Raw genomic sequence first — 18,479 nt, forward strand, 5'->3', positions numbered from 1 at the left:
ACCTTACCAACTCGGCAAGGGGTCGTCATCTTGCCCGGCAAAGCGTCTGCCGAGATTGGATCCCGCCCGCTCATGCTTCCCAGAACTGGTCGAGCCAGACATTGAGCCTGACGAAGCCCGTCGCGGACACGGCATAGATTCGCCTGGTACCTTGCGCCTGCACGTCGACCAGACCGGCATCCAGCAGCATCCTCAGATGCTGCGAGACCGCCGGACGCGACACCGGCAGACCGGAGGCGAGTTCGCCGACCGTCTTCGGCCCCCGGCGCAACTCCTCGAGGAGGTGGCGGCGGTTGGGATCGGCGATCGCCAGAAAGGCATCGGCGAAGGTCATCGCCCTTTGTGCGGCATAATCGGGATGATCTCAACTCCCCTGTGCAGGCAGCGCTTGGCGCCATCCTATCCCGCAGTCTCCTCCTGCGGCGTGCGCGGGTCGAGTCGCGCGGCCTCCGGGGTGACGCCCCTTTCGGACGGCATGGTCTTGAAGGCCTCGCGTTCTTCCAGCGGCACGGGCGCGCGCCGGCGGATGCGCAGCATCGTGTAGCCGACGAGCAGGAAATGGGCGAGCGCGGTGGCGAGGAAGAGGCTTTCCGGTCGCATCGAATCCATCAGGACCGAACCAATCACCGGACCGATCATCGTGCCGAAGCCGTAGAGCAGGAGCAGGCCGCCGGATACCTTGGCGAACTCCTCGGGTTTCGCATGGTCGTTGGCATGCGCCACCGCCAGCGAATAGAGCGTGTAGGCGAAGGCGCCGTAGGCGGCGGTCAAGGCGATCACGAAGGCGCCCGAGCGCGGCGCGGCGAAGAAGATAACGACGCCGACCACCGCGCAGGCAAGGGCCGCCGCCGCCAGCACGTAGCGGCGATCGGTCCTGTCGGAAAGCCGGCCGACCGGCATCTGGAGGGCCGCGCCGGCAATGACGACGAGGCTCATCATCAGAGCGATTTCCGCGGTCGAGATACCTATGCGCGCTCCGTAGACGGCGCCGAGCGTGCCCCAGGCTCCGTTCGCGACGCCGATCAGCAGGCAGGCCGCCCAGGCGACCGGCGAGTTGGCGTAAAGCCCGCGAATATCGAGCGAAACATCCTGCAGCGGCGTCGGATGGGCGGCCGTCGACACCGCCGTCGGGAGCAGCGACAGGCAGAAGAGGATACCGGTGACCATGAACAGCGATGCCGAGCCGACATCGCTTGCCGCGACCATCATCTGCCCGACCATGATGGAGGCATAGGTGACCATCATGTAGAGGCCGAACACCGTCCCGCGGTTCTCGTTGCTGGCGCGCTCGTTGAGCCAGCTTTCGATCACCATGAACGCCCCGGCCATCACGAATCCCGTGCACGCCCGCAGGACGATCCAGATGAACGGATCGATCATCAGCCCTGTCAGCAAGGCGATGATCGCCGCCGACGCCGCAAAGGCGCCAAAGGCGCGAACATGGCCGGCGCGGCGCACGATGCGGGGAGCGAAGATGCAGCCGGCGACGAATCCGCCGGCCCATGCGGTCCCCATCAAGCCCAGAGACGCCGTCGAAAACCCTTCGAGTTGGCCGCGCAGCGGCAACAAAAGTCCATGCAGGCCGGACGCCGCGAGGAGAAAGGCCGTGCCGCGCAGCAGGGAGAAGATCGGTTTGTAGGCGGCGAAGTTCAGCATGCTGCTAGGGGCTCTTCGAATCGGTGGCGCGAACGGCGGCAGAAATCGACACCATACGGGCGCGATTGCGGCGTGCCGACGACAATTCCGTCACGAACGGCGAAAGAGCGCCTCGGCGGCGGTCTTGGTCGTACCCTTGGCTCGCAGTTCACCCTCCAGCCGTTCGATCTCCGCCCGCAGCAGCGCGATTCGTTCACCGAGTTCATCGACCGAAAGGAGCGACAAATCCTGCCCGATCTCATGCGCCTTCGGCTTTTTCAGCGGCTCATCGTCGAAAAGCGCCATGGTTCCCTCCGCTTTGCATGGTCGGTCCGCAGAGAATACATAGTCGGCAACGAAGCACCAACCGATACGCACGCGCGTGACCGCAGGAAAGAAGGAGAGTTCCATGGCAAGGACGACGAGCATTCCGTCGACGATGACGGTCGTCGCGATTTCCAAGCCCGGCGGCCCCCGCGTGCTGAAACCGGAACAGCGCGACGTGCCTAGGCCGGGCGAGGGCGAGATTCTCATCCGGGTGCGCGCCGCGGGCGTGAACAGGCCCGACGTGCAGCAGCGCAAGGGGCTCTATCCGCCACCTCCAGGCGCTTCCGACCTGCCCGGCCTGGAGGTGGCTGGCGAGGTCGCGGCGATCGGCGCCGGCGTCAAACGCTGGAACGGCGGCGACCAGGTCTGCGCGCTGACGGCCGGCGGCGGCTATGCCGAATATGTCGTCGTCCATGAAAGCCATGCGCTGCCGATGCCTGCCGGCTTCACCTTCACCGAGGCGGCCGCGCTCCCGGAGAATTATTTCACCGTGTGGCACAACGTCTTCGAGCGCGGCGGGCTGAAGGCCGGTGAGACACTCCTCGTCCACGGCGGTTCCTCCGGCATCGGCACCACCGCGATCCAGCTTGCCTCGGCCTTCGGCGCGCGCGTCATCGCGACCGCCGGCTCGCCGGACAAATGCGCGGCATGCCTGAAGCTCGGCGCCGATCGTGCGGTGAACTACAAGGAAGAGGATTTCGTCGCGGCCGTGAAGGACGCGACCGCCGGCGACGGAGCCAACGTCATCCTCGACATGGTGGGCGGCGACTATGTCGTGCGGAACTATCGGGCAGCGGCCGTCGAGGGCCGCATCGTGCAGATCGCGACGCAGATGGGCGCGGTGGCCAGCACCGACTTCGCCAAACTGATGGTCAAGCGGCTTACCCACACCGGTTCGACGCTCAGGCCGCGCAGCGTCGCCGTCAAGGGCGAGATTGCCGCCGCTCTCGAGGCCAACGTCTGGCCTCTGCTGGCGACCCGCCGGGTGGCCCCCGTGCTCGACATGATCTATCCGCTGACGGAAGCGTGGCGGGCGCATGAACGCATGGAGGAAGGCGACCACATCGGCAAGATCATGCTGGATGTCGGATAGGCCGGCCCGGCGGCGCAGCCTCAGCCGAACTGCCACACCGTCGTGCGCTTGATCTCGGTATCCTCAAGCGCGCGCGTGACCGGCACCTGATATTCGGCGAGCCGTGTCAGATTTGCACGCGGCAGGTAGGAACGGCCGGGATCCCCCACCAGGACAGTCATGCCTGCGTCGGACAACTGAGCGAACCAGGGAGCGAGCCGTTCCGCAAACGCCCGGTCGTAGAAGACGTCGCCGGCCAGCAGGACGTCGGCGTCAAGGTTTTCGCCGATACGGTCATCGCTGTTGAAAGCGATCGCGACGCCGTTCACCGCAGCGTTCAGGCTGACGGCGGCTTCACAGAATGGATCGATGTCGCATGCCGTGACCCCAGCCGCCCCGGCTTTCGCCGCTGCGATGGCGACGAGACCTGAACCCGTCGCGAAATCGACCACCCGCTTGCCGCGGACTATTTGCGGGTTATCGAGCACATGGCGCGCCAGCCCCTGTCCGCCGGCCCATGCAAACGCCCAGAAGGGCGGCGGCAGGCCGATCTCGGCGAGTTCTTCCTCCGTGCGATGCCAGAGGTCGTGCGCCTCGTCTGCGAGATGCAGGCTGATTTCCGGCACATGCGGCGGCGCGATCAACGCGGTGTTGGCGAGGATGAAGTCCTTGAACCGGCTGGCTGATCGCGGCATGTCGGCCGCCAACGGCATTCAGCCGGCCGTCTCGAGCCCACCCATGCGGCAGACTTCCTTCCATTCGGCCGGCGTCACCGGCTGTACCGACAGCCTGCCGAGGCGAACAAGCGCCATGTCGGCAAGCTTGGCGTTGGCTTTGATCTGCGCAAGCGTCGGCGGGTTCGGCATGTCCTTCACGGCGCGGACGTCGACGCACTCCCAGCGCGGATCGTCCGTCGTCGTGTCGGGATGGGCGAGAGCGCAGACCTCGGCGATGCCGACGATGTTCAGCCCCTCGTTGGAATGGTAGAAGAAGCCGAGGTCGCCGACCTTCATCGCCTTCATGTTGTTGCGCGCCGCATAATTGCGCACGCCGTCCCACTGCGTGCCGGCCTTTCCCTTCTTCTTCAGATCGTCGAACGAGAACTTGAAGGGTTCCGACTTGAACAACCAATAGTTCATGGCGCGCTCCTGCAATTGCGATGGCGACAGCTAGGGGTTCGACGGATTGGCCGGATTGTTGAAGACCCAGGTCCAGGCCCGGATGCTGACGCTCTCGAACAGTCCAGCCTTGGCATAGGGATCGTCGGCACCGATCTTCGCCGCCTCCAACTTGTCCGCCGCCTCGATCACCGCAAGCGTCCCCGTCGACTTGCCTTCGTCGTCGAGAAACGGCCCGGCGAACTTCAGCTTCCCGGCATCGTTCAGTTTTCTCAGAAACTCGAGATGGGCCGGACGATTATCGAGCCGCACCTGGAGATGGTCCGGCTTGTCCTTGCAGACCAGGGCAAACAGCATGGCGAAAACTCCTTCCTCGAAAACTTAGCCGGCTTCGGCGCGCAACGGCCGCGTCATCAACGCCGAAACCGCCTCGTTGATGGTTATGCTTCCAGCGAGGATCGCCGCAACCGCCGAGATTATGGGCGCTTCGATCCCGCGCCGGCCGGCAATCGTCGCCGCGATGCCCGCCGTCGCCACGCCTTCGGCGAGCGGCCGACCGGCGAGGCTTTCGCCGCGCCCCAGCGCCAGCCCGTAGGCAAAGTTTCGCGACTGCGCGGAAGAGCAGGTGAGCAGCAGGTCGCCGAGGCCGGACAGCCCCATCACCGTCTCGGGTTCCGCGCCGAAGGCCTGCGCGATGCGCCTGAGTTCCACGAAACCGCGCGTCACCATCGCCGCCTGGGCGCTCGCCCCGAGGCCGGCGCCCGTCACCGCGCCGGCGGCAATGGCGAAGACGTTCTTCAGCGCTCCGCCAATCTCGACCCCGACAAGATCGCCGGTGGAGTAGCACCTGAAGCGCTCCGTCGAGAAGGCTTGCGCGAGGCGAACGGCCATTGGCTCCTCGCGCGCAGCGATCACGACAGCCGTGGGCAGCCCGTTAGCGAGATCTGCCGCGAAGCTCGGCCCCGAAAGCGCGGCGACCGGATTGTTCGGCAGGAACTCTGCCGCGACTTGCGACAGGAGCAGTCCGGAGTCGTGCTCGATCCCCTTGGCGCAGAGCACCATCGGCACGTCTGCCGGTACCGAGCCGGCGACCTTGGCAAGCGCGCCGCGCAGGGACTGGGCCGGTATCACCGCGAGCACGCAGCCGGCCCCGTCCAGGGTGGCGGCCCAGTCCGTCGACGCCTCGATCCCGGCGTCGACTTCGATCCCGGGCAGGTAGGCCGGGTTTTCGCGGCGCCTGATCGCCTCGACCGTCGCCTCGTCCCTTGCCCAGAGCGCGACCGCGTTGCCGGCCCGGCGCATCTGCATGGCGAGCGCCGTGCCCCAGGCGCCTCCCCCGAGAACGGCGACGCGCATGCTCATGCCTTGGCTCCGCGGCGACCCGAGCCGACCACCGGCGCCGACACCTCGTCGAGCGGCCAGCGCGACCGCGGCACGAACGCAAAGGCGTCGCCGCCGGCAAGCCCGGCGCGGAGACGTTCGATGCCCGCCCACGCGATCATCGCCGCATTGTCCGTGCAGAGTTCATGCGGCGGGGCTATGAAACGAAAGCCGTGTTCCCGACACTGCGCCTCAAGCGAGGCCCGGATCTCCCGGTTGGCGGCGACACCACCGGCGATGACGAGGACGGGTGTTCCGATATCGGGGAATGTCTCGCGGAACCGCTGCAGGCACCGCCCGACTCGGTCCGCCAGCGCATCAGACACCGCCGCCTGGAACGACGCGCAGATGTCCGCCACGTCCCTGTCCGACAACGGCGCGGCGGCGCTCGCCGCCTGCCTGACCGCCGTCTTCAAGCCGGCAAAGGAAAAGTCCGGCTGGGCCGAGCCTTTCATCGGGCGCGGGAACGCAAACCGCGTCGGGTCTCCGCCTTTTGCCGTCTTCTCGACATTCGGTCCGCCGGGATAGGGCAGGCCGAGCATCTTGGCCGTCTTGTCGAACGCCTCGCCGAGAGCATCGTCGATGGTCGTCGCCCAGCGCTGATAGTCGCCGACGCCGCGCACCAGCACGATCTGCGTATGACCGCCCGAGACCAAGAGCAGCAGATAGGGAAATCGCAGCCCGTCGGTCAGCCGCGCGGTGAGTGCATGCCCCTCGAGATGGTTGATCGCGAGCAGCGGCTTGCCAGCGGCGCTGGCGACCGCCTTCGCCGTCATCAGCCCGACGATCAGCCCGCCGACAAGGCCGGGACCCGCGGTCGCCGCGACCGCATCGACTGCGGCAAGGTCGACGCCGGCATCGGCCAGCGCGGCCTCGACGATCCCGTCCAGCGCCTCGACATGCGCGCGCGCCGCGATCTCCGGCACGACGCCGCCGAAGGCCGCATGATCCTCGATCTGGCTGAGCACCACGTTCGACAGGATCTCGGGCGCATCGCCTTCGCGCAGGACCACCACGCTCGCGGCGGTCTCGTCGCAACTCGTCTCGATGCCGAGAACGCGGATCATCTTGTCGCGTCGTTCGATCATTGCCGCCCTGGCAGGTCCTGGGATAGGAGTTTGCGGGCAAAACCCGGTTCGGCCGGGCGTATCACGGACGGCACCATGCAAACAACCGTGCTGAGGATAGGAACGCGCGCCAGCCCGCTGGCCATGGCACAGGCACACGAGGCCCGCGCCAGGCTAATGGCCGCGCACGACCTGTCCGAAGACGCATTCGCGATCGAGGCGATTTCGACCAGCGGAGACCGCATCCAGGACCGGCCGCTCTCCGAAGCCGGCGGCAAGGGCCTGTTCACCAAGGAACTGGAAGAGGCGCTGCTCGACGGCCGAATCGACTTCGCCGTGCATTCCTCGAAGGACATGCCGACCGCCCTGCCCTCGGGCCTGGCGCTGACCGCTTTCCTGCCGCGCGAGGATCCTCGCGACGCATTCGTCGGCGAGGCCGCGAGCACGATCGCCGACCTGCCGCATGGCGCGACGGTCGGCTCGTCGTCGTTGCGGCGCCAGGCGCTGCTGCTCAGGATGCGGCCCGATCTCAACGTCATCATGTTTCGCGGAAACGTCCAGACGCGGTTGCGCAAGCTGCGCGATGGTGTCGCGGACGGAACGATCCTTGCGCTCGCGGGACTGAAGCGTCTCGGTTCCCAGGATGTCGCGACGGAAATCCTCCCGCTCGATCTCTTTCCCCCCGCGCCGGGACAGGGAGCCATCTGCATCGAAAGCCGGATCGGCGACAGCCGGCTGGACGAGATGCTCTCAGCGATCAACGATGCGCCGACCGCGCAGGCGCTGGCTTGCGAACGCGCCTTCCTCGCCGCCCTCGACGGATCCTGCCGCATGCCTATCGCCGGTCGCGCGACAATCGACGGCGGACATCTGGCTTTTGACGGCACGATCCTCTCGCCCGACGGCCGGCAGTCGCACGAGATTTCCGCAAGCGGCCCCGTCGCGGAGGCCGCCGCGATCGGCAGTGCATCCGGCGAGAAGCTTCGCCGCGACGCCGGGACCGGCTTCTTCGACGGATGGAACTAGGCCGGATGGCCGGCGCCCGCAGGCGTGTTCTCATAACGCGGCCGCAACCGGCCGCATCGCATACCGCTCAGCGACTGGCGAAACTCGGCTTCGAGCCGATCACGTTGCCGCTGCAGGAGATGCTGCCTGTGCCAGTCGCGCCCCTTGCGATCCCTGTCGAGGGAGCGGCGGTCGCGGTTACCAGCGCCAACGCTGTCCGACACGCCTCGCGCGATATTCTGGACCGGCTGTGCGGCCTGCCCAGCTTCGGGGTCGGCGCCGCCACAGCCGCCTGCATGCGGGAAGCGGGCTTCACCCGCGTGCTGGAAGGCGGCGGCGACGCCGAGATGCTGGCGGACAGGATCATCGCCAGCCGCCCGCCCGGGCCGATCGTCTATCTGTGCGGCAGGATCAGGCGCCCCGCATTCGAGAACAGGCTGAGCAGCGCCGGCTTCACAGTCGCGGCCTTTGAAACCTACGACACGGCGCCCGTCGTTCGCAGCCGCGAACAGATTCTGGACGCGGTCGGCGGCGGGCCGATCGATCAAGTCCTGATCTATTCCGCCTTCGCCGCCGCCGAGATGGTCAGGCTCATGGCCCGGCCGGAACTGCGTGATTCGTTCGAACATGCCGAACTTCTCTGTATTTCCGCCCGGACTGCCGGCGTGCTGGCTGGCGGCGGGCATCGCGGAACCCGAGTTGCAAGCGAACCGACCGAGGCTGCACTGCTCTCCCTGCTCGAAGGCGCGCCTTAACCCTGCCCCTTTTATCAGAGCACCGCTATGATAGTGATCTGCATCACCCTTCACGCTCCCGGCAACTCGAGACACCAGCGGAGGCCGTAATGGTCAAAACACCCAGGACGCGGCATTCGAACACCGAGCGCGAACCGGTGACCATCGAGCTTGGGCCCAACGAGGTTTCGCGGGTGACTGGTGAAGCCGAAGCTGTCGGGGACAACGGGACGGCGGAAGACAACGCGGCGGCCGATGGTAGCACATCCACGCCATCGAACGGCGAGCCCGACACCGCAACCGCCGAATCAACGTTCCCGGAAGCGCCCGCAGGACTGTCCACAGATCCGGGCGACGCTGTCAAAACGGACAAGTCCGAGAGTGACCGCGCCCAGGCATCGGCCGCTCCGCCCCCTTCCGCGACGCGCCAGGGGCGCGGCTCGGCGCTTGGCGCGGGCCTTGCGGGTGGCCTGGTCGCGCTGGCGGCCGCGGGCGCGCTGCAGTACGCCGGCTTGCTGGGAGCACCCGAAGGTTCCCAGGCGCCCGTCGTTCCCGAGGCGGTCCAGAACGAGATCGCCAGCCTGAAGTCCGACCTTGATTCGCTGAAGGCGACTGCCCCCGCACCCAGCGGCGAACTGGCAGCGCAGGTCGAGGGTCTCTCCACGGCGCTGGAGCAGATGAAGGCCGATTACGCGACGCTCCAGAAATCAGTTGCGTCGGCGGGCGATGGCCAGACCGTCGATCTTGCGCCGCTGAACACGAAGATCTCCGAAATCGAAGGACGGATCGCCGCGATCGGATCGGGGCCCGAAGCCGCGACCCCGGACGATATCGCCGCCATCAACGAGCGGATCGCCGGCGTCGAAGCCCTGGCCAAGGCGGTGACCGATGCCGGCTCGGCCGCTGACGGGCGCATCGGCGCGCTCGAGCAGAGCCTGGCCGCGCTCGGTGCCAAGGTCGAGGCGCAGGCGGGCCAGCCGAAGATCGCCCTGGCGATTGCGGCGTCAGCGCTGAAATCCGCGATCGAACGCGGCTCGCCCTTCGAACCCGAGGTCGAGACCTTCGCGGCCATCGCCGCGGATGCGCCGGGGCTGGCCGAGTTGCGGGCACACGCCAAGAGCGGCATCGCGACCCGTGCGGAAATCATCGCCGAGACGGATGCCGCCGCCAAGGCGATGATCGCCGCAGCCAGCCCGCCGCCGGGCGACGACGGCTTCTTCGAAAGGCTGCTGTCGAGCGCCGAATCGATGGTCACGGTCCGGCCGATCGGCGACATCGAAGGGCCCGGCGTACCGGAAACGGTTGCCCGCATGGAGGTTGCGGTGAAGAGCGGCGATCTCGCCAGGGCGATCAGCGAGTACGATACGCTGCCGGAACGCTCGAAGGCAGCCGGAGCGGCCTATGCCGACAGGATCAAGGCCCGTCTGGCCGCAGAGCAGCTGGCAGACCAGGCCATCTCAGCCGCAATGCAGGCGTCGTAGGGAAGCGTCATGATCCGTATCCTGGTCTTCCTCGCCGTCGTCTTCGCGCTCGGGCTGGGCTTCGCCTGGCTGGCCGACCGTCCCGGCGACATGGTCGTTACCTTTGGCGGATACCAGTACCAGGTCAGCCTGATGGTGGCCGCGGTCGCGGTTACGGCGGTGGTGGCAGCAGTGATGATCGCCTGGTGGCTCGTCAAGTCGATCTGGAACAGCCCCTACACGATTGCACGCTATTTCCGCGTCAGGCAGCGCGACCGGGGCTACCAGGCGCTTTCCAGCGGCATGATCGCGGCCGGCGCCGGCGACGCCGCGCTTGCCCGCAAGATGAACAAGCAGGCCGCGAAGCTGATCCGCTCGGAGACGGAGCCGCTGATCCATCTGCTCGACGCCCAGGCCTCGCTGCTCGAGGGCGACCATGACGCGGCGCGCGAAAAGTTCGAGCGCATGCTTGACGATCCCGAAATGCGCCTGCTCGGCCTGCGTGGGCTTTATCTGGAGGCGGAGCGGCTCGGCGATCGCCAGGCCGCGCGCCACTATGCCGGTCGCGCGGCAGGCATTGCGCCTCAACTCGGCTGGGCCATCGACTCGACGCTCGAGGAGAAGACAGCGGCCGGCGATTGGGATTCTGCGCTGAAGCTGGTCGATGCGCAGACGGCCACCCGCCAGGTCGACAAGGAAGCGGCCAGCCGCCGGCGCGCCGTCCTGCTGACCGCAAAGGCCGAGGACCTGATCGACACCGACCTCGCTGCCGCCAAGGCCGCCGCCCTCGAGGCAAACAGGCTGTTGCCGGCCTTCCCGCCTGCGGCCGTCATCGCCGCCAAGGCTCTGTTCAGGCAGAATGACATCCGCAAGGGCGCCAAGATACTCGAGGCCGCGTGGAAGGCCGAACCACATCCGGCCGTCGCGGACCAATATATCCATGCCCGGCCCGGCGACGCGGTGCTCGACCGCCTGGCCCGTGCGCAGAAGCTGCAGTCGCTGCGCCAGAACAACGTTGAATCGTCACTCGCGGTGGCCCGCGCGGCACTCGACGCGCACGAGTTCAAGGTCGCGCGCGAGGCCGTCGAGGCTGCCATCCGCATGCAGCCGCGCGAAGGCGCCTATCTTCTGCTCGCCGATATCGAGGAAGCGGAAACCGGCGACCAGGGGCGCGTACGCCAGTATCTGGCCATGGCAGTGCGCGCGCCGCGCGATCCGGCCTGGGTCGCCGATGGCTTCGTGTCGGACCGATGGGCGCCGGTGTCGCCGGTCACCGGCAGGCTCGACGCCTTTGAATGGCGCGCGCCGGTGGAGCGTCTCGGCCAGTTGATCGAACAGGATGCTCCGGAACACCCCTCGCTGGCCCTGCCCAAGGGAGGCGAGACCGTGCCGGCAGACGACACGGTCCCGGCCGAGATCGACGCGGTCGTGGTCGAGGCGGAACCGGTTGCCGTCGCCGGAGGCGACCAGGCCGTTCCGGAGAGCGACGAAAGCCCGGCGCCCGAACGGGAACAGGAGGCCGAGCCGGCGAGAATGCCCGACGATCCGGGCGTCGATCCCGTACAAGAGCAACCGGAACGCCGCTTCCGGCTTTTCTGAACGCCAACAGCCATTGGGACCAGGATGTTCGACCGTATCATCGCCTTTCTGAAGGACCTGCCATCCGCTTCCGACAACCGGGGACCATCTTCCGCTGACGATCCCCGCATCGCCGCGGCGGCCCTCATGTTCCATGTCATGGACGCCGACGGTGTGCGGCAGGACACCGAGTGGGAGCGCATGAAGCACATCCTAGCCGAAGCCTATGGTCTTGCCGGCGAGGACCTCGACCGGCTCGTGGTGGCCGGCGGTAAGGCGGATGAGGAAGCTGTCGACCTCTACGCTTTCACCAGCGTGCTGAAGCGGCATCTCGACGAGAGGGCGCGGATCGAGTTCGTCGGCCTGATGTGGGAGATCGTCTTCGCCGACGGCGAACTGCACGAACTCGAGGACAACACGCTGTGGCGCATCGCCGAACTGATCGGCGTGGACAATCGCGACCGCATCCTGCAGCGCCAGAAGGTTCAGGCGCAGGCAACCGGTAGTTCGACGGAGGACTGATGCCGCGACGGGAGCGACCGAGGGAACGGATCCTCGTCGTGCTGCATCAGGAACGGTCGAGCGCGGGGCGCGTCGGCCACCAACTCATCGAATCCGGATTCGACCTCGATATCCGCCGTCCGCCGCTCGGCGATCCGCTTCCCGAGACCCTGGACCACCATGCCGGCGTTGTCGTTTTCGGCGGGCCGATGAGCGCCAACGACCATGACGAATTCGTCCGCCGCGAGACCGAGTGGCTCAAGGTGCCGCTTCTGGAGAAGCGACCGTTTCTCGGCATCTGTTTGGGCGCGCAGATGCTGGTCAATCATCTCGGCGGCAAGGTCGAGGGCCACGGCGACGGATTGGTGGAGATCGGCTGGTATCCGATCAAGCCGACCGACGATGGCAAGGCGCTCATGCAATGGCCGGAAATGGTCTACCAGTTTCACCGGGAGGGCTTTTCCCTGCCTGCCGGCGCGACGCTGCTCGCCACATCCGATACCTACCCCAACCAGGCGTTCCGCTACGGCGAGCATGCCTGGGGCATCCAGTTTCACGCGGAACTGACGCAGATGATGATGCACCGATGGGTGGTGCACGGGGCGCATCGTTTCGAACTCCCCGGAGCGCAGCCGGGCCGGGACCACCTCGGCGGCCGCCTGATCTGGGACATGCATCTAAAACGCTGGCTTCACGAATTCCTGGCGACAATCTTCGGCGCCCCGGCGAACGCGGCGCCACCGAGCACGGAGCGATAGATGAACGCACAATCCTATGCCTTCGATCCGGCGCCGATCCCGGCTCTCCCCGTCTCTGGATCGACACTGTTGTTCCCCATCCATCGAGTCTATTGCGTGGGGAGGAATTATGCGGCCCACGCCGTGGAGATGGGCGGCGACCCCGACCGCGAGCCGCCGTTCTTCTTCCAGAAGAACCCTGACGATCTCTACGTCGGAGACAGCTTTCCATACCCGTCCGCAAGCCAGGACGTCCATCATGAGATCGAACTCATCGTCGCGCTGAAGGACGGCGGCGTGGACATTCCGCAGGGCCGGGCTCTCGATTGCGTCTTCGGCTATGGCGTTGCGCTCGACATGACGCGGCGCGACCTTCAGGCGCGGGCCAAGGAAATGGCGAGGCCCTGGGAAGTGGGCAAGGCTTTCGAGAAGTCCGGCCCCTGCTCGGCTCTGCGCGCGGCGTCGGAGATCGGTCATCCGACCGCCGGCGCGATCTGGCTCGACGTGAACGGCGAGCGAAGGCAGACGGGCGATCTCGACCAGTTGGTCTGGAAGGTGCCGGAGATGATCAGCCACCTGTCCGGGTTGTTCCGGCTGGCCGCCGGCGACATCATCATGACGGGAACGCCTGCCGGCGTCGGGCCGGTCGAGCGCGGCGACGCGATGCGCGGCCACATCGACGGCGTCGGCGACATCGCCTTTCGCGTGATCTGATCGCGCGGCCGACTGCTTCCGGCGCCTCATCGAGCCGGCTGCCGCTCGCGCCAATGCGCAAACAAAAAAGCGAGGCCGAAGCCTCGCTCTTTGTCCGGTCCGGCGGATGGACTAGATCGCCGCCTCGAGCGTCGTCAGGTGGCTGAGATACTGCTCCGCGCGCGCGCGCGTCTGCTCGTCCTTGGCATCGGCGACGTCCTCACGGGCGTCCTGGATGCGCTTGGCCAGATCTTCGCGGTCGATCGATTCGACGGCGACCGCCGATTCGGCGAGCAGCGTGCAACCCTCGGGCAGGATGTCAGCGAAGCCGCCGAACACGCAGTAGCGCTCGGTTTCGCCGGCGCTCTTGTTCACGGTAACGACGCCCGGCTTGATGGTGGTCATGACCGGCGCGTGGTTGGCAAGCACGGTCATCTCGCCTTCCGCACCCGGAATGACGACCGACTCGACCTTCTCGGAGACGAGAAGACGTTCGGGGGAAACGAGTTCGAACTGGAAAGCTTCAGCCATCGAATCTAGTGAGCAGGGAACGGTGAGCAGAGAACAGTGAGTGGCTTTGACGCCGATCTCACGAATTCACCACAGACCATTCACTACTCCCTACTCCCTCATCCTTACGCCGCTTCCGCAGCGAGCTTCTGTGCCTTTGCGACCGCCATGTCGATGCCGCCGACCATGTAGAAGGCCGCTTCCGGCAGGTGGTCGTACTCGCCGTCGACGAGACCCTTGAAGCTCTTGATCGTGTCTTCGAGGGGCACGAGCTGGCCCGGCGAACCGGTGAACACCTCGGCAACGAAGAACGGCTGCGACAGGAAGCGCTCGATCTTGCGGGCGCGTGCAACCGTGACCTTGTCCTCTTCCGACAGTTCGTCCATGCCCAGGATCGCGATGATGTCCTGCAGCGACTTGTAGCGCTGGAGGATTTCCTGAACGCGGCGGGCGACCGAATAGTGCTCTTCGCCGACGATCATCGGATCGAGCATGCGCGAGGTCGAGTCGAGCGGGTCAACGGCAGGGTAGATGCCCTTTTCCGAGATGGCGCGGTTGAGCACGGTCGTCGCATCAAGGTGCGCGAACGACGTGGCCGGCGCCGGATCGGTCAGGTCGTCGGCCGGAACGTAGATGGCCTGCACCGAGGTGATCGAGCCCTTGGTCGTGGTGGTGATGCGTTCCTGCATCGCGCCCATGTCGGTTGCGAGCGTCGGCTGATAGCCCACGGCCGACGGGATGCGGCCGAGCAGAGCCGACACTTCCGAACCCGCCTGGGTGAAGCGGAAGATGTTGTCGACGAAGAACAGCACATCCTGGCCCTGGTCGCGGAAATGCTCGGCGATTGTGAGGCCGGACAGCGCGACGCGGGCGCGCGCGCCCGGCGGCTCGTTCATCTGGCCGAAAACCAGGGCGCACTTGGAACCTTCGGTCGAGCCGTTGTTCTCGTGCGGGTCCTTGTTCACGCCCGACTCGATCATCTCGTGATAGAGGTCGTTGCCTTCGCGGGTGCGCTCGCCGACGCCGGCGAACACCGAGTAGCCGCCGTGCGCCTTCGCGACGTTGTTGATGAGTTCCTGGATCAGAACCGTCTTGCCGACGCCGGCGCCGCCGAACAGACCGATCTTGCCGCCGCGTGCGTAAGGGGCGAGCAGGTCGACGACCTTGATGCCGGTGACGAGGATCTGCGCTTCCGTCGACTGGTCGACATAGGGAGGCGCGTCCTGGTGGATCGCACGGCGCGAAGCGGTCTTGACCGGACCGGCCTCGTCGACGGGCTCGCCGATGACGTTCATGATGCGACCGAGGGTCTCGTCGCCGACCGGCACCGTGATCGGGCCGCCCGTATCGGTAACCGGCTGGCCGCGAACGAGGCCTTCGGAGATGTCCATGGCGATGCAGCGCACGGTGTTCTCGCCGAGGTGCTGGGCGACCTCGAGGATCAGCTTGTTGTCGCCGTTCATCGTCTCCAGCGCGTTCAGGATCTTCGGCAGTTCGCCGTCGAAATGAACGTCGACAACCGCGCCGATGACCTGTGCGACGTGGCCAGTCTGGGCAGCGGCCCCGTCGGCCTTCTTGGTGGAAGCTGCTTTCGCCATCTTTCGTGCCTCTCGTCTTATCCTGTTGCAGGCGCCTGCGGAGTTACCGCCCGGGGCCTAGAGCGCTTCCGCGCCCGAAATGATTTCGATCAGTTCCTTGGTGATCTGCGCCTGCCGCTGACGGTTGTAGGTGATCGTCAGCTTGCCGATCATGTCGCCGGCGTTGCGCGTCGCATTGTCCATCGCGCTCATCTTGGCGCCCATCTCGCCGGCGGCGTTTTCGAGCAGGGCCCGGAAGACCTGGACCGAGATGTTGCGCGGGATGAGGTCGGAGAGGATTTCGCCCGGCTCCGGCTCGTATTCGTAGACTGCCGCGCCACCCGATTCGGCCTCGCTGGACGCCACCGAAGCGGCCGCAGGGATGATCTGCTGCGCCGTCGGCACCTGGCTGATAACCGACTTGAACTCGGAGTAGAACAGCGTGCAGACGTCGAACTGCCCATCGTTGAAGAGTTCGATGATCTTCTTGCCGATGGCGTCGGCGTGCGTGAAGTTCAGGGACTTCACCTCGCGCAGGTCAACGCGGTCGATGATCAGCGAGGCGAAGTCGCGACGAAGGATATCGAAGCCCTTCTTGCCGACGCAGATGATCTTGACGGTCTTGCCCTCGCCCTGGAGACGACGGACGTGATCGCGCGCGAAACGCGCGATCTGGCTGTTGAAGCCGCCGCAAAGCCCACGCTCTGCGGTGCAGACGAGCAGCAGATGCGTGTCGTCCTTGCCGGTGCCGGTCATCAGGGCCGGCGCATCGCCACCGCCGCCGACCGCCTGGGCGATGTTGGCGAGCACGGCGCCCATGCGCTGCGAATAGGGACGCGCAGCCTCGGCAGCCTCCTGCGCGCGACGCAGCTTCGCCGCCGCGACCATCTGCATGGCCTTGGTGATCTTCTGCGTCGCCTTGACCGAGGCGATCCGGTTGCGGAGGTCTTTTAGCGAAGCCATGCCTTAACCGTCAGCTCAGGCGAAGTTCTTGGCGAAGGCGTCGATATGCTCCTTGAGCTTGGCGCGGGTATCGTCGCTGATCTGCTTCTCGGTGCGGATCGTCTCGAGTACGTCCTTGCCGTCCGAGCGCATGTGGGCGAGCAGGCCCTGCTCGAACTTGCCGACCTGCGGAATGGTCAGCTTGTCGAGGTAGCCGTTCACGCCGGCAAAGATCACGACAACCTGCTCTTCCGTCTTGAGCGGCGAGAACTGCGGCTGCTTGAGCAGCTCGGTCAGGCGCGCGCCCCGGTTGAGCAGGCGCTGCGTGGCGGCGTCGAGGTCAGAGCCGAACTGCGCGAAGGCGGCCATCTCGCGATACTGCGCGAGCTCGCCCTTGATCGAGCCGGCAACCTGCTTCATCGCCTTGATCTGCGCCGAAGAACCGACGCGGGACACCGACAGGCCGACGTTCACGGCCGGACGGATACCCTGGAAGAACAGGTTGGTCTCGAGGAAGATCTGGCCGTCGGTGATCGAGATCACGTTGGTCGGGATGTAGGCCGACACGTCGTTGGCCTGGGTCTCGATGACCGGCAGCGCGGTGAGCGAACCCTTGCCGTTCTCGTCGTTGAGCTTCGCAGCGCGCTCGAGAAGGCGGGAGTGCAGGTAGAACACGTCGCCCGGATAGGCTTCGCGACCCGGCGGGCGGCGCAGCAAGAGCGACATCTGGCGGTAGGCGACGGCCTGCTTCGACAGGTCGTCATAGGCGATCACGGCGTGCATGCCGTTGTCGCGGAAATATTCGCCCATGGCGCAGCCGGCGAAGGGCGCCAGGAACTGCATCGGCGCAGCATCCGAGGCGGTCGCGGCGATGACGATCGAGTATTCGAGCGCGCCGCGCTCCTCCAGGACCTTCACGAACTGGGCGACGGTCGAGCGCTTCTGGCCGACGGCGACGTAGACGCAGTAGAGCTTGGCGCCCTCGTCGTTGCCGTCGTTGAGCGGCTTCTGGTTGAGGAAGGTATCGAGGATGATCGCGGTCTTGCCGGTCTGGCGGTCGCCGATGACCAGCTCGCGCTGGCCGCGGCCGATCGGGATCAGCGCGTCGATGGCCTTGAGGCCGGTCGACATCGGCTCGTGCACCGACTTGCGCGGAATGATGCCGGGCGCCTTGACGTCGACGCGGCGACGCTCGTCGGCCTTGATCGGGCCCTTGCCGTCGATCGGGTTGCCGAGTGCGTCGACGACGCGGCCGAGCAGGCCCTTGCCGACAGGCACATCGACGATCGCGCCGGTGCGCTTGACGATGTCGCCTTCCTTGATGTCGCGGTCGGCACCGAAGATGACGACGCCGACATTGTCCTCTTCGAGGTTCAGCGCCATGCCGCGGATGCCGCCGGGGAACTCGACCATTTCACCGGCCTGGACATTGTCGAGACCATAGACGCGGGCGATGCCGTCGCCGACCGAGAGAACCTGACCGACCTCGGAAACCTCGGCCTCCTTGCCGAAGTTCTTGATCTGGTCCTTAAGGATTGCGGAGATTTCCGCGGCGCGGATGTCCATCAGCCGACCTCTTTCAGTGCAAGCTTGAGCGAATTGAGTTTAGTCCGGAGCGACGTGTCGATCTGGCGCGAGCCGATCTTCACCACGAGGCCGCCGAGCAGCGACGGATCGACCGTCGCGGCGATTGTCACGTCCTTGCCGGTAACGCCCTTGAGCGCCACCTTGAGTTCGTCCTGCTGTGCAGCCGACAGCGGATGCGCCGTGGCCACCTCCGCCGAAACCTCGCCGCGCGCGTCCGCCGCGATGGCGTGGAATGCGCGGATCATCGACGGTACCGCGAATAGGCGGCGGTTCTGCGCGACGACACGGAGGAAGTTGCCGACGAGGCCTGTGATGCCCGCCTTGTCGGCGATCGCGGCCACGGCCTTGAACTGCTCTTCGGCGGAGAAAACCGGGCTGCGGATCATGCGAGCCAGATCCTCGCTTTCGGAAAGCAGCGCCTCGAAGCGTCCGAGATCAGCCTCGACCTTGTCTACGGAACTGCACTGGACCGCGAGCTCGTAGAGGGAGCCTGCGTAACGTTCGGCGATACCGGAGACTGGCGAGCTTGACTGTGCCACGGATCGTCTTTTCTCTT

At 66.3% G+C, this 18,479-nt stretch carries 21 protein-coding genes; 8 read left to right on the forward strand and 13 right to left on the reverse strand.

From position 1 onward, the window contains the following. Window positions 1–70: 70 nt before the first annotated feature. The 3 genes from ABUE31_RS07685 to ABUE31_RS07695 form a co-directional block, all read right to left on the reverse strand. On the reverse strand, window positions 71–334 hold the full coding sequence (locus tag ABUE31_RS07685; RefSeq protein WP_367722939.1) for an ArsR/SmtB family transcription factor: 264 nt from the start codon (window positions 332–334) through the stop codon (window positions 71–73). Between the two features lie 65 nt (window positions 335–399). After that, window positions 400–1,656 carry an MFS transporter gene (locus ABUE31_RS07690; protein ID WP_367722940.1) on the reverse strand — a complete coding sequence of 419 codons (1,257 nt, stop codon included), beginning with the start codon at window positions 1,654–1,656 and terminating at the stop codon, window positions 400–402. Window positions 1,657–1,746: 90 nt separating this feature from the next. Beyond that, entirely contained in the window at window positions 1,747–1,941 is a 195-nt protein-coding gene (locus tag ABUE31_RS07695; protein ID WP_367722941.1) for a DUF1192 domain-containing protein, read from the reverse strand. A gap of 133 nt (window positions 1,942–2,074) precedes the next feature. Here ABUE31_RS07695 and ABUE31_RS07700 point away from each other — a divergent pair, with 133 nt between their 5' ends. Further along, a complete protein-coding gene (locus ABUE31_RS07700; RefSeq protein WP_367723587.1) occupies window positions 2,075–3,055 on the forward strand; it encodes an NAD(P)H-quinone oxidoreductase in 981 nt (326 codons plus the stop codon). A 20-nt stretch (window positions 3,056–3,075) separates the two neighbouring features. On the opposite strand, the gene ABUE31_RS07705 is transcribed toward ABUE31_RS07700, so the two are convergent. Genes ABUE31_RS07705 through tsaD form a run of 5 tightly spaced genes read right to left on the reverse strand, consistent with a single transcriptional unit; the run spans window position 3,076 to window position 6,599 of the window. Then, window positions 3,076–3,729: a class I SAM-dependent methyltransferase gene (locus ABUE31_RS07705; RefSeq protein ID WP_367723589.1), complete on the reverse strand. Its 654-nt coding sequence runs from the start codon at window positions 3,727–3,729 to the stop codon at window positions 3,076–3,078. An 18-nt stretch (window positions 3,730–3,747) separates the two neighbouring features. Further along, window positions 3,748–4,173: an EVE domain-containing protein gene (locus tag ABUE31_RS07710; protein ID WP_367722942.1), complete on the reverse strand. Its 426-nt coding sequence runs from the start codon at window positions 4,171–4,173 to the stop codon at window positions 3,748–3,750. Between the two features lie 30 nt (window positions 4,174–4,203). Further along, on the reverse strand, window positions 4,204–4,509 hold the full coding sequence (locus ABUE31_RS07715; protein ID WP_367722943.1) for a YciI-like protein: 306 nt from the start codon (window positions 4,507–4,509) through the stop codon (window positions 4,204–4,206). A 24-nt stretch (window positions 4,510–4,533) separates the two neighbouring features. Continuing rightward, on the reverse strand, window positions 4,534–5,514 hold the full coding sequence (locus tag ABUE31_RS07720) for an NAD(P)H-dependent glycerol-3-phosphate dehydrogenase (RefSeq protein ID WP_367722944.1): 981 nt from the start codon (window positions 5,512–5,514) through the stop codon (window positions 4,534–4,536). Then, on the reverse strand, window positions 5,511–6,599 hold the full coding sequence (gene tsaD / locus ABUE31_RS07725) for a tRNA (adenosine(37)-N6)-threonylcarbamoyltransferase complex transferase subunit TsaD (RefSeq protein ID WP_367723590.1): 1,089 nt from the start codon (window positions 6,597–6,599) through the stop codon (window positions 5,511–5,513). The genes ABUE31_RS07720 and tsaD overlap by 4 nt, the downstream gene beginning before the upstream one ends. A gap of 96 nt (window positions 6,600–6,695) precedes the next feature. Here tsaD and hemC point away from each other — a divergent pair, with 96 nt between their 5' ends. The 7 genes from hemC (at window position 6,696) to ABUE31_RS07760 (ending at window position 13,328) form a co-directional block, all read left to right on the forward strand. Then, window positions 6,696–7,625 (forward strand): hydroxymethylbilane synthase, encoded by a 930-nt coding sequence (gene hemC, locus ABUE31_RS07730; protein WP_367722945.1) that lies wholly within the window; start codon window positions 6,696–6,698, stop codon window positions 7,623–7,625. A 5-nt stretch (window positions 7,626–7,630) separates the two neighbouring features. Then, complete coding sequence (locus ABUE31_RS07735; RefSeq protein ID WP_367722946.1) at window positions 7,631–8,359, forward strand: uroporphyrinogen-III synthase; 729 nt, start codon at window positions 7,631–7,633, stop codon at window positions 8,357–8,359. Window positions 8,360–8,448: 89 nt separating this feature from the next. After that, complete coding sequence (locus ABUE31_RS07740; protein WP_367722947.1) at window positions 8,449–9,819, forward strand: COG4223 family protein; 1,371 nt, start codon at window positions 8,449–8,451, stop codon at window positions 9,817–9,819. Window positions 9,820–9,828: 9 nt separating this feature from the next. After that, complete coding sequence (locus tag ABUE31_RS07745; protein WP_367722948.1) at window positions 9,829–11,397, forward strand: heme biosynthesis protein HemY; 1,569 nt, start codon at window positions 9,829–9,831, stop codon at window positions 11,395–11,397. A 24-nt stretch (window positions 11,398–11,421) separates the two neighbouring features. Further along, complete coding sequence (locus ABUE31_RS07750; RefSeq protein ID WP_367722949.1) at window positions 11,422–11,898, forward strand: tellurite resistance TerB family protein; 477 nt, start codon at window positions 11,422–11,424, stop codon at window positions 11,896–11,898. Then, window positions 11,898–12,635, forward strand: a complete 738-nt coding sequence (locus ABUE31_RS07755; RefSeq protein WP_367722950.1) for a glutamine amidotransferase — start codon at window positions 11,898–11,900, stop codon at window positions 12,633–12,635. Before ABUE31_RS07750 ends, ABUE31_RS07755 begins: the two co-directional genes overlap by 1 nt. After that, a complete protein-coding gene (locus ABUE31_RS07760; protein ID WP_367722951.1) occupies window positions 12,636–13,328 on the forward strand; it encodes a fumarylacetoacetate hydrolase family protein in 693 nt (230 codons plus the stop codon). 111 nt (window positions 13,329–13,439) lie between these two features. Here ABUE31_RS07760 and ABUE31_RS07765 read toward each other — a convergent pair whose 3' ends face one another. The 5 genes from ABUE31_RS07765 to ABUE31_RS07785 form a co-directional block, all read right to left on the reverse strand. Beyond that, window positions 13,440–13,838 carry a F0F1 ATP synthase subunit epsilon gene (locus ABUE31_RS07765; RefSeq protein WP_367722952.1) on the reverse strand — a complete coding sequence of 133 codons (399 nt, stop codon included), beginning with the start codon at window positions 13,836–13,838 and terminating at the stop codon, window positions 13,440–13,442. A 104-nt stretch (window positions 13,839–13,942) separates the two neighbouring features. Further along, window positions 13,943–15,415 carry a F0F1 ATP synthase subunit beta gene (gene atpD / locus ABUE31_RS07770; RefSeq protein WP_367722953.1) on the reverse strand — a complete coding sequence of 491 codons (1,473 nt, stop codon included), beginning with the start codon at window positions 15,413–15,415 and terminating at the stop codon, window positions 13,943–13,945. A gap of 57 nt (window positions 15,416–15,472) precedes the next feature. Further along, window positions 15,473–16,357 (reverse strand): F0F1 ATP synthase subunit gamma, encoded by an 885-nt coding sequence (locus ABUE31_RS07775; protein WP_367722954.1) that lies wholly within the window; start codon window positions 16,355–16,357, stop codon window positions 15,473–15,475. A 15-nt stretch (window positions 16,358–16,372) separates the two neighbouring features. After that, window positions 16,373–17,902 carry a F0F1 ATP synthase subunit alpha gene (gene atpA, locus ABUE31_RS07780; RefSeq protein ID WP_367722955.1) on the reverse strand — a complete coding sequence of 510 codons (1,530 nt, stop codon included), beginning with the start codon at window positions 17,900–17,902 and terminating at the stop codon, window positions 16,373–16,375. Next, a complete protein-coding gene (locus ABUE31_RS07785) occupies window positions 17,902–18,462 on the reverse strand; it encodes a F0F1 ATP synthase subunit delta (RefSeq protein ID WP_367722956.1) in 561 nt (186 codons plus the stop codon). The genes atpA and ABUE31_RS07785 overlap by 1 nt, the downstream gene beginning before the upstream one ends. Window positions 18,463–18,479 lie beyond the last annotated feature (17 nt).

This window comes from Mesorhizobium marinum (genome assembly GCF_040813675.1).
Classification (GTDB): Bacteria; Pseudomonadota; Alphaproteobacteria; order Rhizobiales; family Rhizobiaceae; genus Mesorhizobium_K; species Mesorhizobium_K marinum.